We start from the raw sequence: 17,068 nt of genomic DNA, 5'->3' as shown, positions 1-17,068 counted from the left end.
TGTTTGTTCTTTTAAATTTCCATAATAGTGGCACCCCATGAATATCCAACTCCAAATCCTGCCATTAAAACCTTATCTCCTTCTTTCAGCATTCCTTTATCCATCATATTTTTAAGAGCAATAGGAATTGTTGCAGAAACAGTATTCCCGGTTTTTTCCATGTCAATATAAAACTTTTCTGCCGGTATTTTTGTTTTCTTTCTTAAATAATTCAGCATAAAAGAATTGGCCTGGTGAAAAACAAAATGATCGATATCATCCATGGTCATTCCGTTCACTTCCAATGTTTCCTTGACCAGTCCCGGAATATTTTCAATTGTAAAATTAAAAATTTCAGGGCCATTCATATAAATATTTTCGGGGCCGAATTCGTGTTCAGAATTCAGTTCGAAGTCTTTTTTAAAAGCTCCTTTTTTCACCATAAGATTTTCTGCACCGCTTCCGTCTGTTCCCAGGCAGAACTGATAATCGTTACCCTCGGCCTTTTCAATAATAGCAGAGGCAGAGGCATCTCCGAATATGCTTCGGTTTCCTTTATCATCAGGATGAATATGTTTGGTGTACGTTTCTGAAGTAACCAAGAGAATACTTTTTGCAATTCCAGCAGCAATCAATCCTTTTGCAAACGCTAATCCATAAACAAATCCTGAACAGCCTAGGTTAAAATCTATAGCTCCGATATTTTTTCTAAGCCCCAATCTGTCCTGCAAAATACAGGCCGTAGTAGGAAGGAAATACTCCGGACTCTGAGTGCAGAACAAAATAAAATCTACCTTGTTTCTGTCATAGTTTTCGAAAATTTTTTCTGAAGATTGCACAGCCATATCCAGTACGGTTTCGCTGTCAGAAGAAATATGGCGCTGGGAAATACCTACTTTCTCCTGGATACGTTCGGAGCTCCATTCAGGGAACTGCTTTTCAAGATCCTCGTTAGTTAACACCTGCTGAGGAAGATAATATTCTATTTTTGAAATTTTCATCATATTAATAAATTCTCTTTCTTTGCAAAAGTAACGAAAACAAATTTACACTTGTGATGATTTTTATATTCAGAATCTTATTAAAAATAGACTCCCTCTATCATTCTTTTTTGAATAGAGCCAGCCTTGAAGTGGCTAAATACAGAGGGATGAAAGTAGGAAAAAACTTTAATATGCCTGATAAAGTGTATTTCGGAACTGAACCTTACCTTATCGAAATTGGTGATAATGTCAACATTGCCGGAGATGTAAGATTTGTAAACCATGGCGGAACGACTACTCTACTCAGAAAACTTCCGGGCTATGAAGATGCAAGAATACTGGGAAGAATAAAAATCGGAAATAACTGTACTATTGGTCTTAATGCTGTTATTATGCAGGATGTACAAATTGGAAACAACTGTATTTTGGGTGCCAACTCTGTATTGTCACAGTCTATGCCAGACAATACGGTCTTTATTGGAAACCCGGCTCAATTTTTGTGCACTATTGAAGACTATGGTGACATTGTTCTTAAAAACAACCCGGAATATCCCCGTGAACTGGAGAAAGACAGAAAAAAGCTGGATGCCTATATCAAAGAAAATCTTCCTCACAAGTATAAGAAAGCAAGAAAAATTAAATAAATTTATCTTGTAAAATCATAAAATAGAAAAAAACAAATTGAAAAAGAAAAAACTCCTCATTCGTATAGGTTCATTACGTCATGGTGGTGCTGAGAAAGTATTAATCAACTTTTTGAAGAATCTGCCTGCTGATAAGTATGAAGTTGATCTTCTGCTCAATCTCTATTCGGGGTTATACATTAAAGAGGTCCCATCATGGGTGACACTGTACTATTTGACAAAAGGAGAAATGATCACCACCAACAGGCTGCAGGATATTCCTGTGAAAGCTTACAGGGTTCTTTATCAGAAAATGTTTCTTTGGTTCCCTTTCCTTCTTTACAAATTTGTTTTAAAGAATAAAAAATATGATGTAGAGATTGCTGCTATCCATGCGATGCATCAGGAAATTCTCTCCAGTCCTCAAAAAGATTCGAAAAAGATTATCTGGGTACAGAATGATATTTTCAATTTAAAAGAATACACTCCTGAAGTGATCAGACAATTTTTCAGATTTGACAGAATTCTGGTCATCTCCAACAAGCTTCAGGAAGGGATGCACAATCTGGCTAAAAATGAAGCTGAAAAAGCATCTGTGATTAAGATCTTCAACCCTATTGACAAAAATGATACGTTAAGAAAGGCAGATATTAAAGTTGATGATTTTCCTTTCAGCAATGATCTTCCCACTTTTGTAACAGTAGGAACCGTATATCCTCAGAAAGGATACGACAGATTACTCAATGTTCACAAAAAACTTATTGACGAAGGGCTGAAGCATCAGCTTTTAATCATTGGCGACGGGTATGATTTTAATACTATTCAGGATCAGCTTAATCAGCTGGGGCTTCAGGATACTGCAAAAATGCTTGGATTCAGCAGTAATCCTTATCCTTATATGAAAAAGGCGGATTTCTATATTATGTCCTCAAGACATGAAGGATTCCCCACGATTATTGCCGAAGCTCTTATCCTCAACAAACCTATTTCTGCTACGGATATTTCCGGCATCAGAGATCTTCTGCAGGATGGAAAGCTTGGAAATATCACTGCAAATTCCGAGGAAGGAATCTATGAAGGAATGAAAAAGTTTCTTACGGATAAAAATATTGCTGAAGAATACAAAAAACGAATTTCGGAAACAGAGCTTCCGTTTGTTCTGGAAAAATCTGTGGAACATCTTCAGAAAATAATTGACGAAGTATAAAAATATTGACGATGGCAGATTATTCAATCATTCAAAAAGACTTTTACCGGGAAAGCGGAAAGTGGCTTTCAACGTTTCAGATCTGGAAAAAATGCATCAATCCCAATCTTCACTTTGTTTACATTCTGAGAAAAGCACAGAAGTATCAGAAAACTCCTCTTTTGAATATTTTCTGGAGAATTGTACTAAGACATTACCAGATCAAATACGGTTTTCAGATTTATCCTGAAACGCAGATTGGTGAAGGTTTTTATTTAGGACATTTTGGAAGCCTTGTCATCAACCCGAAAACAGTGATCGGGAAAAACTGCAATATCGCCCATGGAGTCACTATAGGCCAGCAAAACCGCGGAAAAAATGAAGGATATCCGGTTATTGGAGATGAAGTCTGGATTGGTACCAATGCTGTCATTGTAGGAAATATCACGATCGGAAATGATGTATTGATTGTTCCCAATTCTTATGTCAATTTTGATGTTCCCTCCGGTTCTGTTGTCATTGGAAATCCTGCAAAAATAATCCCTACAGCAGATGCAACAAAGGATTATATCAACCGTAAGGTGTAGTAAACACAGTACTTATTGTAAAAATTCCGAATACATTTGAAAAGAGGGTAAATTTGTAGTTCTTCACATCATGGAAGCCACCCGAACCTAGCAACAGATTCTATCTGATTGAAATTCAAAAAACTGAGCTGTTATGACGGTTCCACACAATACTTGAAATCAAACAGATCAAATTCCTTATCAACGCTCAACTTACGCAACAGCTACTTTTCTGTTAATAAGATAGGCAATTAATACATTAGGAACCCAGCACAACCACGCTACAGCAATATAGGAATCTGTAGGATTTCCTGTAATATTTTTCAGCAAAGGAAACCACAACCTCAACGTTACAGCAGCAAAGGTACAGGCATAACTGTAAGTCATCAATTGCTGATGTCTGATGATATCAACTTTTCTGATTTCTACCAAGGCAGCGAGAGTTGTTATGAACCAGATCAATCCCAAACATATAAACCCAATTGCTGAAACCAGACCTCCATTGGCATAAAATCCCATATAAATAGCTGAGACAGAACTTATCATCACAGCAATTACGTAAAAAGTACCAATGATCCGATGAATCTTCAGGTATTTATTCCGGAATGAACTTCCAAACTGACGCCAGCCTATAAAAAGAGCAAGTCCTCCAAAGGTAATGTGGGCAAAAAATGCTGTTGTCCAAATCATGCTGTGGAGTAATTCGGGAGATTTTGAACCCAGAAAAGTATTTTTAGATTCAACGAAAGCATAAATAAGAGGATAGGCTCCGATCAGCAAAGCCAGTACACCCATCACTACAAATAATAATTTTTTCATAATACCTGATTTCTTTTTTCTGTAAAAATGAGGAATATAAAAGCATCGATTGTCCCAAAATGAAAGGTGGAACATATTTGTAAACCATTATGATTAAACGATATATCTTATCATCAGACCAATCATCACATCTCAATCTCTATGCTTTGGCTCTTTAAAAAATCTCTGGGCGAACAGTTCATATACTTTTTAAAATTCCGGTTAAACGACGTTTTAGAATTAAATCCACTCTCAAATGCTAATGAAAGAATGGTATATTTTCTGTTTTCAGGAAGTACTGCTATCCTTTTAAATTCTTCAATCCTCTGACGATTGATATAATCATAAAAATTTTTATTTTCAATCGAATTAATTGCCTGAGAGAGTATATTAGGATGAACTTTCAGTAATTCGGCAGTATGATTCAGATTCAGCTCAGGATCTTTATAAAGCCTTTCTTTCTCCATTTGATAAACAAGCTTTTCATAAACAGCTATGATCACCTCCTCTCCCGGAGAATTCTTCTGATACTTTACCGCTTCATTATCCATCTCTACTCCATTTACATTGACTTCTATTACAGGTAAGTTCAGAATTCCAACACGGCTGATCCCAAAATATGCGGCGGCAACGATAAACAGAACAACGATGAAAAAAATAAGAATATCATTTCTGATCATCACGGCAATCCATATCAAAGCTAATCCGGCAATAAGATAATACAGCCATTTTAGATTAATTTTCTCTGTATTTGAAAATTGGTCAGTAATCTCTCTTGTATACCTTCTGACGGCAAAAAAACTTAATGCAATATATACTATTCCGGATAGTATCATCATATATTTGAGAATACTGCTTATCATTTTGTATTGGCTGCTTCCGCTTTGATAAATGGCAAGCCTGTCCCATGGAGACAAAATCAATAATTTGAACAGCATTACCAAGACAATCAAAACAGGAACAAAGTGCAGAAGCCAGATCTTTTTGTCCGGTGCTTTTCCTGTAACACACAAAACATACAGATATAACATTGGGCCATGAATAAAGGGAAAGATAACTTCATAGCCCAGAAAATAAGGAAACTTTATATAGCTGCCGGAAAAAAATAACAAAAATAAAATAAGATGTATTCCTATAATCAGAAACCATGCTGCCAGAATATAATCAGCCATTATCTTCTTACGTTTCCCTGCAATCAGAAATGAAGAGAAACAGGCAATGAATACTCCTGCCAGATAAAAAGCCGATGGTAAAGACTGCAGACCAAAATCAGACATTAGATAGATAAATTAATCAGAGCTTTAAATTATTTATTTTTTGACATATACAAAGTCTTTTTATTAACTATTTCAGCAAAAACAATTCATATTGCCTCAAGAATTAAGAATATTTTAATTCATAAATCACAAATTTTAAATTATACTTCGTAATTTTATCCTGCTTTTTAAACGTTTGGATTTCCTCAATAGCTGTACTACAAATAATATTGGAATAGTGAATATGATTTTAAGCATATTTTAATATTAAACTTTGTTAAAAGTGATTTATTATTTAACAAAAATTATATTTTTGCATAATTATTGATTTGATCTATTGATTTTGGAAATAATTTAAACGAAATAAATAATTACACATTTTAAAATTATGTCACAATCGTACGAGGTTATTTTCGAAAACAATAAAAAATGGGTAGAGTCCAAAGTAGCTGAAAATCCGGATTTCTTCCATGAACTTGCCAAAACTCAGCATCCGGATTATCTGTACATCGGCTGTTCAGATAGCCGGGCTACCGCAGAAGAGTTGATGGGAGCAAAACCCGGAGAAGTTTTTGTTTACAGAAACATCGCCAATGTTGTTAATACTTTAGATATGAGTTCCACAGCAGTTATTCAATACGCTGTAGAACATCTGAAAGTAAAACATATTATTGTCTGCGGACATTACAACTGTGGCGGTGTAAAAGCAGCGATGACACCTCAGGATCTGGGATTATTGAATCCATGGCTGAGAACCATTCGTGATGTGTACAGACTTCATCAGGCAGAACTGGATTCTATTGAGGACGAAGGCAAACGTTATGACAGACTTGTAGAACTCAATGTTCAGGAGCAGTGCATCAATGTGATCAAAATGGCCTGTGTACAGGAAAGATACATTTTAGAAGAGTATCCTATTGTTCACGGCTGGGTATTTGACCTTAGAACAGGTAAAATCATTGATCTGGAGATTGATTTTGAGAAAATCTTAAAAGATATCCAAAAGATCTATAATCTTACAGGTTCAGATTGGGTAATGAGCAGAAAGACTAAATAGTTTTTCTAAAAAGAAGGTAAAATGAAATTCTGGAGTATTATTGTATTAACGTTTTTTCTGAATTTTACAGCGCTGCCGGGCATTGCTGCGGTGGCGGGCTGGGATATTGCAAGAACGAATGTAATAATCAATGAAGAAGAGCCTCATTCTCACCCATCCTCATTCATTGTTTACGAAAAGACCATTCCGAAACCTTTAGATGTGTTCGATTATCTGAAGTTTTCAGAACCTGATGTTCAGGGTATGTCTTTTGTTCTGATTGATGATTCTTTTCATCTTTCACCTTTACTTACTATATTTTCTCCCCCTCCGGAAGCGTAACTCCTATAGTTAGATTTTTTTGATACCATTTCCATATCATTTTTGATATCGGAGACTCATGTACATTAAAAATTATTTTTTCTCAACTTTTTATAACTGACTTATTTAAAAAAAATAAGCCGGCTATACCTTACAGCTTCACATTATGAAAAAGACATCATTAATAGGAGGAATCAAGGAAAATTTTCCTTCAGGACTCGTGGTATTTTTAGTAGCACTTCCGTTGTGTTTAGGAATTGCTTTAGCATCAGGTGCTCCACCATTATCCGGTATTATTGCCGGTATCGTAGGCGGCCTGGTAGTAGGAACAATCAGTAATTCAAATATTTCAGTTTCCGGGCCCGCTGCAGGTCTGACAGCTATCGTTTTAACAGCAATTACAGATCTTGGCGCATTTGAACTTTTCCTTTGTGCAGGGATCATTGCAGGACTTATTCAATTGGTTTTAGGGTTTGTAAGAGCCGGAAGTATTTCCAACTATTTCCCTAATAATGTTATTGAAGGAATGCTGGCAGCCATAGGAATCATTATTATTTTAAAACAGATTCCGCATGCTTTAGGATTCGATAAAGATTATGAAGGCCATGAATCTATTTTTGATAACGGTTTAAACTTCGGATATTTTACAGAATTATTGGGAGCGATCCATCCGGGAGCCATTGTTATTACACTGGTTTCTGTAGCAATCCTTATCGCATGGGACAAAATCCATGTACTGAAAAGAATGAAAATGCTTCCGGGAGCGTTGGTTGCCGTAATTATAAGTATTCTTTTGAATCAACTCTTTAAGATGTCCGGAAGCTCTCTGGCTATCGAAACCCAGCATTTGGTTTCCCTGCCGGTTCCACAGTCTTTTGATGATTTTAAAAATCTGATCACGACTCCGGACTTTAATGGTTTCACTAATCCAAAAGTATGGATCGTAGGAGCAACAATTGCGATTGTGGCCTCTATTGAAACGTTACTTTGTATTGAAGCCTCAGACCGGTTAGACAGACAGAGAAGAATTACAGATACCAATCTTGAGCTTAAGGCCCAGGGAATCGGGAACCTTGTAAGTTCTTTTATTGGCGGACTTCCAATGACTTCTGTTGTGGTAAGAAGTTCTGCGAATGCCAATGCAGGGGCCACCTCAAAAATCTCGGCAATCATTCATGGAGTCTTCTTATTGATCTGTGTTCTTTCCATTCCTGTTGTTCTCAATTTAATTCCATTAGCTACACTGGCTGCGGTATTAATTTTAGTAGGATATAAACTGGCAAAGCCGGCTACGTTCAAACATTTCTGGCACTTAGGAAAATTCCAGTTTATTCCATTTGTAGCAACCGTTGTAGCTGTAGTGGCAACAGATCTGCTAAAAGGAGTAGGAATTGGTCTTGCCATCTCCGTTTTCTATATTCTTCAGGGAAATATGAAAAGAGCTTATTATTTAAGCAGAGAAAGATTGGATGACGCTGATGGAATCAATATCAAGCTTGCTGAAGAAGTATCATTTTTAAATAAGGCAGCCATCAAAAAAACTCTTAAAAATATAAAACCCAATTCTACAGTAATCATTGATGCAAGAAGTACATCCTATATTGCCACCGATGTACTGGAAATGATCCAGGATTTTGCCAATATCCGCGCAAAGGAACAAGACATCAATGTAGAACTGATAGGCTTTAAAACTTCATACAGAGATTACGAAAGAAGTCAGGATTCCCATATTCTTGTGACTCACAAAAGAGCCATGTAATCTCAATAATTAATTAATTTTTTTAACTTTAAATTTGAAAACAATAAAAAATATGAAAGCGCATACATACGAAACCCAGTCTACTATTACCCCTGAGAAAGCATTGGAATTCTTAAAAGAAGGAAACCAGAGATTTGTAAACAACCTTAAAGCAAACAGAGACCTTCTTGAACAAGTGAATGCAACACGTGAGGGGCAGTGGCCATTTGCAGTAGTTTTAAGCTGTATAGACAGCCGTACTTCTGCAGAACTTATCTTCGACCAGGGATTGGGAGACATCTTTAGTATCAGAATTGCCGGTAACTTTGTGAATCAGGACATTCTGGGATCCATGGAATTTGGTTGTAATGTTGCCGGTTCCAAGCTTATTGTAGTATTAGGACACACCAAATGCGGGGCGTTGAAAGGAGGCCTTGATGCCGCACAAATTGAAGGACTGGGAATGGATAACCTAAACCACCTTATCAACCATTTCAACCCGATTATCAATGAAATCATTGAAGAAAACGAAGAACGTTCATCAAAAAACAGCTCGCTTCTTGAAAGGCTTAATCAGCAAAACGTAAGAAGTGCGATTGAAGATATCCGTAAGCAAAGTTCAACACTTAAAAATCTTGAAACTGAGGGTAAAATTAAAATCGTGGGAGCCAATTATGACGTTGAAACAGGTGCAGTAACCTGGTTGTAAAAAGTAATATTTTTTTAAAATTCAATTATAATTTACAGAAAATGTCACCGGAATTCCGGTGGCATTTATTTTTTATCGTATATCATCATAAAATAAGATAATTATAAACCTATCTTGTCAATAAATTGGCTTAAACAGCAATATATTTCATTTCAAAGAGATTTAATTTTAATTATTGAAGATTAATTATATATTGCAGTTTCGTATCTTTTTAAAGAAAAAAGATACGACATGATTTGTAGCTATTATAAGCTATAGCTTTGAAACTAAAAAAACTAAAACTTATATCTCAAAAAAAATGACTATAACCTGAAATTTTTATTATAAAACATACCTCAAACACTGCAGTTTTACTTTTTAGTAATTTAAATTAATGTGTATTAAAAATTAACAAGAGAAAAAGAAATTATATTCCTCTAATTAATTTCTTGTATGCACACTATAAGGTTCACCCTTATTTTCTTTGTGCGGGGCTTTTAGCCTTAGTGTCCCATAAAGACTATTGTATTGCGATATCCTGCTTTGTAGCCGGATTATAGTATTATACGCTAAAAACACAAGCTATGAAAACATTCTTTCTGTCAGGATAGCAAGATCCTGCATAAGATCCCATAATAAACGGGATACTTACCCATTATCAGTTAATACAAATTTTTAATTCTAAAAAGACACCAAAATGAAAAAAATCTATTTAGGTGCATTATTATGCACAGGGCTAAGCATATCCTATGCCCAGCAAACCGAGGTCTACTTTAAGTATGACGAATCAGGAAGCCAACGCTACCGGGGGCCTGAAGACATTGCGGGAAAATCTGCAACACAACTTAAAAGTGCTTCCCTTTCCAAAAACCAATTGATAGATGAAAAAACTTTCTGGAAGCAGATACGTCTGTACCCGGTTCCGGTAAATGATATCTTAACCATTGACTGGACGGAACAAACGGACACGCTGATTGAGTCTGTATCATTATATCAACATAGTACAGTACACTGGAAATTTCAGCAGAAGAACATGCCAGGACTTAACAGGCAGTTGAAAATCAACATGACTGGTTATGATTGGGGCGTATACATATTGCGCTTTACCCTGAAAGACGGAAGAATTTTCAGTAAAAACATCACTAAGAGGTAATGGCTATGAAAAAATACAATCATAAGAAAATACAGCTATTTTCAGCGTTGCTATTATCTTTCACTTCAATTTTCTGCTTTTCTCAGTATTTTCATGATACTAAGGGAAATATTGAAGTCAACAGAGCCGGACAGCTACAGTTTTCTTTGCCTCTGGACTTGCCTCCCGGTATTAAAACAGTTTCACCTCAGGTAGGTTTAGTGTACAACAGTGAGACAGGGAACGGTATTGCCGGATTTGGATGGAGTATTTCAGGAATAACCACTATCAGCAGAATAGGGAAGAACATTGAAAATGAAGGAGAGGTAAAGGGAGTTCAGATGGATTACTCTGATTATTACAGCTTTAATGGTAAAAGACTGGTGCTGAAATCAGGTGTATATGGCAAAGACGGAGCTGAATATGTAACAGAGAAATATTCCAACACCAAATTTAAATCAATAGGAGCCGCAGCCGGATGGTATGGTCCGGAATATTGGGAAGTAACTTTTGAGGATGGTTCTCAGGCATGGTATGGCCGTAATCCTGTTTCCAGAATACCCAATGAATATAATATAAGCGAATGGAAAGATCCACAGGGAAATTACATTACTTACAGTTATGTCCAGGGAACCCGTACTGCCATGATAAGCAGCATAAGCTGGGGTGGGAATATGGATCTGAATACCCCTCATATGAACACCATACAGTTCTCCTATAATGATAGAGACTTAAAAGAGGAATCATATGTACAGGGCCTCAAATCTTACCAAAATAAGATTCTTTCAGAGGTAAAGGTACTTACCAATAACAATCAGTTTAAGCGGTACAGCATAGAATATACAGGCAATGGAACCAATTACCAGTTTGTCGGGAAGATCACCGAATATAATGCTAATAACGAGCCTTCCAATCCGGTTACTTTCACTTATCCGGGTATGGTCAATTCTTCCTATGCAGAATATACGGCTGAGCCTGAACCTTTTAATGATGTCAAATTGGTGGCAGATTTTAATGGAGACTCTTATCTGGACTTCCTGATGAATAATGGCACAGTAAAGCTGGGGGCTTTTAACGAAACTTTTACTACAGTTTCTACAGGGAAAACTTTTGCTGGCAATGCTAAAATAGTTAGTACACTATTAGACGAAGAAGGACAGGTATATAATGGGAATGGAATTGTTGAGTTTAAGGATGGCAGGATCTACGGCTATATTTTTAGAAATAATGCTTTTGTAAAGGTATTCGATAAAAGTCTTGGCAATACCGTTTTTTATTCAGCTGGTGATAATTTAATTCTTGAAGTAGGTGATTTTAATGGAGATGGAATACCTGATGCTTTTCTTGATGATGGTGCACCTGCAGGGTTTAATGTAAAAGGTATCGTAGACCTTAAAAATCCGGCTACGCCTTTACTTGGTTTACTGCTTACGTCCGGAATTAATGAAAATGATTCTAAAGAACGAAAGTATACGGATATAGATGGAGATGGAAAAGTGGAAATTATTAATGTATCTGGTGCACAATATACTGTTTTTGAATTTGTAAAATACAGTGCTGATACATACCTGCAGAAAATAAGATTTTCCGGAACACTTCTGGAAACCAGAGATCCGGAATTCCCTGTCTTATATGGTGATTACAATGGAGACGGAAAACTTGACTTTGCAATCCCTATTACCGATTATGCGATAGGAAAACCCGACGACTGGAGGTTTTACATGGGAACTGATAAAGGGTTTGCTCCTTTCCTGAAGAAGGAATTCTTCACCTACAGGAAATTCCAGAAAGAAGTGACAGTTGATTACGCCAAATTTGCCAGACAATATTTCTTTTCGGTTACCGATATGAACAAAGACGGAAAATCTGATATTGTTCAGGTATTTTCCTATAACCAGATCAATATGTATAACGCAGCTGGTTCAAGGGATTTCGGTTATGTTGTAAGTGCAAAGATGGCTAATGGATCAGATGTTAGCGGAACACCTAATTTTACTCCCAACTGGTCATTTCAAAGCCCGGTATATGGTACCCCGGATATTCTGGATCTTACTCTCTTTACCCCGATTACCAATTCAATAAAGTCCGGGAATAATTATTATAATGTCTTTTTATACTGGAAGCAGTTCCTGAAAAAAATAAAAGGGCCTACCCCTGTTTCTGAATTGGCAAGAATGACTTCGATTACTCAGGGAGGGGTGACTACATCTGTAAAATATCTGGAAGTAGTTCCGGGTAATACTACGACTCCTGATTTCTACAAGAAAGAAAAGAAAGAGATTTATCCTAAGTATGCTATGACCAGGGTAGATCAGGCATATGCAGTATCCCAGCTTATAGAAGAAGGCAGAAAGCAGGATTTCCGTTACAGAGGCCTTGTAGGAAACCTTCAGGGAAAAAAATTATTGGGATTCCAACAGATAGCCCGTTCTTCCTGGTATGCAGATGGTTTTGAAAATACTAAAATATGGTCCGGATCACAAATAGATCCAAATTTAGATGGAGCACCGGTAAAAGAATGGAGTATCAGGACTAATAATGAAAGTAATATTTTTCCTGCAGATATTTCAGAGAATAATAACCAGCTGCTGAGCTTCGAATCTGTAGACTACAAAGCAGATAAGCTGTTGAATGGTCAGGTAATTACTTCTATTCCCACTGGTAGTCAGTCCAAAATTGTTACTGCCATTGTTCCTAAGTTTGTCAAAACAAAAGATTTTTTAACCGGAAAATTTGTTCAGAAAGTAACAACCTATGAGAACTATTACCTGCCAGCCAAAATTGAAATCAGTACGAACAATGGTTACGGAGTATCTACCACTGAGTTTGACTATACCCATAATATCTGGGGAACCGGAAATAATTATTATGTAGGAAGACCGACAAACAAGGCTGAAAAGAATGAAGCATATGGTGATATACAAAATACCTTTACCACGTATACCTATGAGAATAACCTTTTAAAAAGCAGCCAGTTTTATCCGGGAAATAATGCGACCCAGGCAGTAACAGAAGAATTTTCTTATGACGGGTTTGGGAATATCACGGGTAAAAAGACCATTTCAGGATTAGACGGAAATTCAAAAACTCAGAAAGATGAGTATGATCCTACGGGAAGATTTATCATAAAAAAAACGGATAATCTCGGACTGGAAACCGGGTTTACTTATAACAGCCTTGGACAGGTCCTGACCCAAACAGATCCGAACGGCAATACCCTCACCAACAGCTATGATGTATGGGGTAAACTCCAGAGTTCGGCTTCCAGCTTAACAGGAACTACAACATACCTGTACACTAAAGACAGCCAATACAATGAAACCATTACCCGTAATGATCCCGATGGAGAGGTAGTAAAAGTGTTTACCAACAAGCTGGGACAGGAATATAAAACATCTTCCAAAGCTTTCGCACAGGGACAGTTTGTCTCTAAAGACGTTCAATACGATATCCTGGGTAGAAAGACCAAAGAATCTGAACCTTATTTTGACGGACAGGGAGCCTCTCAATGGAACACCTTTGCATATGATGATACGGTATTCCCGGCTAAGGTAAAAGCCACAGCATTTACCGGGAAGCAGACTGAGACCATCATATCGGGATTGACCACAACAGTAAAAGAAACCAGTCTTCTGGATTACGGCAGAACAACTTCCCAGACACTTGACGCTTTAGGAAATGTACTATCATCTTCCGATAAGGGAGGAACAGTACAGTTTTCTTATAATGCAGCAGGTCAACAGATCCAGGCTAAATATGCGGAGCATATTGTAACCACAATGTATGATGACTGGGGAAATAAAATACGGGTAGAAGATCCTTCTACCGGGGTATATGAATATCAGTACCTTGGGTATATGGGAGCTCTGTCAAGAGTAATCAGTCCAAAGGGTGAAAAAAGGTATCAATACAACAGCCTTGGGCAGCTTATCCTACAGAATGAAAAGTCCACCACCGGAAGTGAAACTGATAAAGCGATTAATTTCTCCTATAACAATAAGGGAAGACTTACTGTAAAAGAGGGAACATCCAATGGAAAGAAATATACGTACACGATAAACTATGATCCGCAGGGAAGGACTATTTCTTCTTTCCAGGAAACTCCTGAAGCCTACTTTTCACACAAAAATGTTGTCTATGACAGCAAGGGACGAATAAGCTCCTACGAAAAGGCAATACAGACATCCGTTGGAACAACAACAGTTTCGGTGGAAAATCTTTACAATTCGTGGAATGGTGAGCTTTACCAGGTTAAGGAGAAAACCTCAGGGAAAGTTTTATGGGAACTGAAAGAAACCAACGTTAAAGGACTGCTGGTAAGGGCTAAATTGGGAGCAGCTGAAATTAATAATGAATATGATGGTTACGGATTTTTGACCAATGTTAATCATTCCTCGCTGATAAAACCAGATATTTTTAAGGCCTCTTACAGTTTTGATGCGATTAAAAACGAACTCAAAAGCAGAAAATCTCTTCTCCCTTTTGAAACAGAATATTTTGATTACGACGATAACAATCGTCTGGTTAACTGGACAGATCCTATTTCTGGATTAAAGCCTCTTACCAATAGAAATATTTATGATGCGAAAGGCAGAATACTGGAAAATGACCAGGTGGGAACTATCAAGTATGAAAATGCTGACAAGATCTATCAGGCTACCGGTATGACGCTGAATAATGAAGGGCTGATGAATTATGATCAGGATTTGGTGCAGACTGTCCTTTATAATGAGAATAATGATCCGGTATATATTGTTGGGGAAAAAGGGACGGTGGCTTTCCAGTATGGCTTAACGGGTATGAGACAAAGAGCTACCTATAAAGGAATTTTTGATCCGGAATCTGATGGAGAGTTTACCAAACTATATAGTGAAGAAGGTAGTTTTGAAGTTGTAAAGAACAATATCAATGGAAAAGAAAAACATACAATTTATATTGAGGGTACTCCATATGAAAGCAATATTGTATTTTTGAAAAACTTTGATGAGAATAGTGGTTCTTTTAAATTTTTGCATAAAGATTATCTCGGAAGCATCATGGCCATTAGTGATGAAGCAGGAAATATGCTTGAACAAAGGCATTTTGATGCATGGGGCAATCTGACTCATCTTCGTATTGGGAAAAGTAGATTAGCTGTAGGCAAAGCCAGCATCGATGTCCTGATAAATGCCTCCGGTGGATTATTGATAGACAGAGGATATACTGGTCATGAGCATTATATGGAGGTGGGGATTATCCACATGAACGGAAGACTCTACGACCCGCTTCTAAGAAGATTTTTGAATGCGGATGAAAATATCCAGGACCCATTCAATACTCAGATCTATAACAGGTATGGGTATGTGATGAATAATCCGCTAATCTACACTGATCCAAATGGAGAATTTGCATGGATTGTTGTAGGAGCAGTAATAGGCGGCTATTTAACAGGAGTAAAAGCGAATGGTTCATGGAATCCAGTAAAATGGAACTGGGGAGCGACCTGGGGAAAAATTGCGATGGGAGCTGCTGTAGGGGCATTCACTGGAGGTGTTGGAGCAGCTGTTGGTTCAGCATCCCTTGCTGCCGCAGGCGCCTATGGAATCCAGGGCGGTCTTCTGGGAGGAGCTATTGCAGGAGCTTCAGGAGGAGCCGTTGCAGGAGGTATTAACGGATTTGCCACTGCCGTAATGTTTGGAGAAGATGTGATAGAGGGAACGGTAATGGGCGGCTTATCCGGTGCTGCTATAGGAGGAGCTGCAGGTGCAATCACTGGAGGTATTGGCCAAATTCTCCAAAATGCAAAGGCAGCTCAAATAGGAGCTCCACAAGGAACAATCTTAAAAGGTGCTCCAATTGAAGTAGGAAGAACTCAATGGACTCTAAACAATACACCAAAAACTACCACTGTTGGAGCAACTCCTGTGAAAACTACCCCTATAGAAATTGGGGATATTGGTGTCAGTACTGATCAATATGTAGCGACAAAGATTGTGAACGAACAACCAGTAAAAGTTTATGAGGAAGGGCCACAAAAAATATTCAAAGGAAATTATGCTAGTAATGAAGGAGCATCAAAGACAACCACTTCATTACGCAAAGTTGGCACAGTTTTAGAAAGTGTTGATGATGTTATGGCTAACCCTAATCTTTTAGATGGAAAATCCTATGGATATGTACGTAGCATTTTAGGTAATTCAAAGAATTGGGTTAATGATGTTATGAGACGAAGTACTCGAGCAAATGGTTGGGTACTTCGTGAAATGAATCAGACAGGTAATGATTTTACAGGAAGAATGATACAATATCATCCAGGTACCCCAAGACATTTCAATGGTATGCCATATTGGAAAGTATCATCAGGAAATGGAACTTTTAGAATACCCTTAAATCCATAAATATGAAAAATCAATATAAAAAAATAGTAGAAAGTTTAAAATTATTAGCATCTTCGTTAGAGGAACAGGAGAAATATTTACCCGATTTTGCAGATGTTCCAGATGATGTTACATCAAGTTTTGAAAATGTCTTTTTATTATTACCTTCTCTTATCGAAAATAATAAATTTTCCAACGCTTCAATAGCATCGATTTTACGTTTGAATATTAAAATACAATGGTGTTTAAGAAATGTTGATTTGGATGATTTTTCAAATTCAGAGTGGAATAAAGTAAGAGAAATGGCAAAAAATACTCTTCAAATAATGGGGGAACCTTTTGGAAAACCCGATCTCAATTATATATGAAAAAACTTATAAAAAATTCACAAGTTTAGCAAAATAAT

The 17,068-nt window shown here is 37.1% G+C and carries 13 protein-coding genes; 10 read left to right on the top strand and 3 right to left on the bottom strand.

The genetic code is table 11. The features are described 5' to 3' along the window. Positions 1-11 precede the first annotated feature (11 nt). Complete coding sequence (locus tag ACLI50_RS16110; RefSeq protein ID WP_411414217.1) at positions 12-983, bottom strand: 3-oxoacyl-ACP synthase III family protein; 972 nt, start codon at positions 981-983, stop codon at positions 12-14. 53 nt (positions 984-1,036) lie between these two features. On the opposite strand from ACLI50_RS16110, the gene ACLI50_RS16105 reads away from it, so the two are divergent. From ACLI50_RS16105 to ACLI50_RS16095, 3 genes are read left to right on the top strand one after another with little or no spacing between them, the layout of a single operon-like run. Beyond that, on the top strand, positions 1,037-1,606 hold the full coding sequence (locus ACLI50_RS16105) for an acyltransferase (RefSeq protein WP_202841688.1): 570 nt from the start codon (positions 1,037-1,039) through the stop codon (positions 1,604-1,606). Between the two features lie 37 nt (positions 1,607-1,643). Continuing rightward, positions 1,644-2,792, top strand: coding sequence for a glycosyltransferase (locus ACLI50_RS16100; protein ID WP_411414216.1), 1,149 nt, complete (start codon positions 1,644-1,646; stop codon positions 2,790-2,792). Between the two features lie 11 nt (positions 2,793-2,803). After that, positions 2,804-3,358, top strand: coding sequence for a serine O-acetyltransferase (locus ACLI50_RS16095; protein WP_110008441.1), 555 nt, complete (start codon positions 2,804-2,806; stop codon positions 3,356-3,358). Positions 3,359-3,550: 192 nt separating this feature from the next. Here the strand turns inward: ACLI50_RS16095 and ACLI50_RS16090 are convergent, their stop codons facing one another. Together ACLI50_RS16090 and ACLI50_RS16085 are read right to left on the bottom strand one after the other, a co-directional pair. Continuing rightward, on the bottom strand, positions 3,551-4,156 hold the full coding sequence (locus tag ACLI50_RS16090; protein ID WP_411414215.1) for a DUF2306 domain-containing protein: 606 nt from the start codon (positions 4,154-4,156) through the stop codon (positions 3,551-3,553). A gap of 125 nt (positions 4,157-4,281) precedes the next feature. Beyond that, positions 4,282-5,412: a helix-turn-helix domain-containing protein gene (locus ACLI50_RS16085; RefSeq protein WP_411414214.1), complete on the bottom strand. Its 1,131-nt coding sequence runs from the start codon at positions 5,410-5,412 to the stop codon at positions 4,282-4,284. Between the two features lie 367 nt (positions 5,413-5,779). Between ACLI50_RS16085 and ACLI50_RS16080 the strand changes: the two genes are divergently transcribed. From ACLI50_RS16080 to ACLI50_RS16050, 7 genes are all read left to right on the top strand, one after another. After that, positions 5,780-6,448, top strand: a complete 669-nt coding sequence (locus ACLI50_RS16080) for a carbonic anhydrase (protein ID WP_411414213.1) — start codon at positions 5,780-5,782, stop codon at positions 6,446-6,448. A gap of 21 nt (positions 6,449-6,469) precedes the next feature. Further along, the gene (locus ACLI50_RS16075; RefSeq protein WP_076595975.1) at positions 6,470-6,769 is read left to right on the top strand and encodes a hypothetical protein; all 300 of its coding nucleotides are present in this window, start codon (positions 6,470-6,472) and stop codon (positions 6,767-6,769) included. A 145-nt stretch (positions 6,770-6,914) separates the two neighbouring features. Further along, positions 6,915-8,507, top strand: coding sequence for a SulP family inorganic anion transporter (locus ACLI50_RS16070; protein ID WP_110008438.1), 1,593 nt, complete (start codon positions 6,915-6,917; stop codon positions 8,505-8,507). A 52-nt stretch (positions 8,508-8,559) separates the two neighbouring features. Further along, positions 8,560-9,195, top strand: coding sequence for a carbonic anhydrase (locus ACLI50_RS16065; RefSeq protein ID WP_110008437.1), 636 nt, complete (start codon positions 8,560-8,562; stop codon positions 9,193-9,195). A gap of 676 nt (positions 9,196-9,871) precedes the next feature. Further along, on the top strand, positions 9,872-10,327 hold the full coding sequence (locus ACLI50_RS16060) for a T9SS type A sorting domain-containing protein (protein WP_411414212.1): 456 nt from the start codon (positions 9,872-9,874) through the stop codon (positions 10,325-10,327). After that, positions 10,327-16,683 carry an RHS repeat-associated core domain-containing protein gene (locus tag ACLI50_RS16055; RefSeq protein WP_411414211.1) on the top strand — a complete coding sequence of 2,119 codons (6,357 nt, stop codon included), beginning with the start codon at positions 10,327-10,329 and terminating at the stop codon, positions 16,681-16,683. The genes ACLI50_RS16060 and ACLI50_RS16055 overlap by 1 nt, the downstream gene beginning before the upstream one ends. Positions 16,684-16,685: 2 nt before the next feature. After that, entirely contained in the window at positions 16,686-17,030 is a 345-nt protein-coding gene (locus ACLI50_RS16050; RefSeq protein ID WP_002982852.1) for a hypothetical protein, read from the top strand. Positions 17,031-17,068 lie beyond the last annotated feature (38 nt).

Source organism: Chryseobacterium cupriresistens (assembly GCF_046614675.1).
In the GTDB taxonomy this organism is placed as follows: Bacteria; Bacteroidota; Bacteroidia; order Flavobacteriales; family Weeksellaceae; genus Chryseobacterium; species Chryseobacterium cupriresistens.
Note: the sequence above shows the minus strand (reverse complement) of the source record. Positions and strands in the feature narration are given on the sequence as shown.

What these genes read in the sequence shown, in the direction of transcription:
- ACLI50_RS16070 (WP_110008438.1), top strand. Translation starts at nt 6,915, where the DNA reads ATGAAAAAGACATCATTAATAGGAGGAATCAAGGAAAATTTTCCTTCA.
- ACLI50_RS16065 (WP_110008437.1), top strand. Translation starts at nt 8,560, where the DNA reads ATGAAAGCGCATACATACGAAACCCAGTCTACTATTACCCCTGAGAAA.
- ACLI50_RS16050 (WP_002982852.1), top strand. Translation starts at nt 16,686, where the DNA reads ATGAAAAATCAATATAAAAAAATAGTAGAAAGTTTAAAATTATTAGCA.
- ACLI50_RS16105 (WP_202841688.1), top strand. Translation starts at nt 1,037, where the DNA reads ATGATTTTTATATTCAGAATCTTATTAAAAATAGACTCCCTCTATCAT.
- ACLI50_RS16060 (WP_411414212.1), top strand. Translation starts at nt 9,872, where the DNA reads ATGAAAAAAATCTATTTAGGTGCATTATTATGCACAGGGCTAAGCATA.
- ACLI50_RS16080 (WP_411414213.1), top strand. Translation starts at nt 5,780, where the DNA reads ATGTCACAATCGTACGAGGTTATTTTCGAAAACAATAAAAAATGGGTA.
- ACLI50_RS16075 (WP_076595975.1), top strand. Translation starts at nt 6,470, where the DNA reads ATGAAATTCTGGAGTATTATTGTATTAACGTTTTTTCTGAATTTTACA.
- ACLI50_RS16090 (WP_411414215.1), bottom strand. Translation starts at nt 4,156, where the DNA reads ATGAAAAAATTATTATTTGTAGTGATGGGTGTACTGGCTTTGCTGATC.
- ACLI50_RS16095 (WP_110008441.1), top strand. Translation starts at nt 2,804, where the DNA reads ATGGCAGATTATTCAATCATTCAAAAAGACTTTTACCGGGAAAGCGGA.
- ACLI50_RS16110 (WP_411414217.1), bottom strand. Translation starts at nt 983, where the DNA reads ATGATGAAAATTTCAAAAATAGAATATTATCTTCCTCAGCAGGTGTTA.
- ACLI50_RS16085 (WP_411414214.1), bottom strand. Translation starts at nt 5,412, where the DNA reads ATGTCTGATTTTGGTCTGCAGTCTTTACCATCGGCTTTTTATCTGGCA.
- ACLI50_RS16055 (WP_411414211.1), top strand. Translation starts at nt 10,327, where the DNA reads ATGGCTATGAAAAAATACAATCATAAGAAAATACAGCTATTTTCAGCG.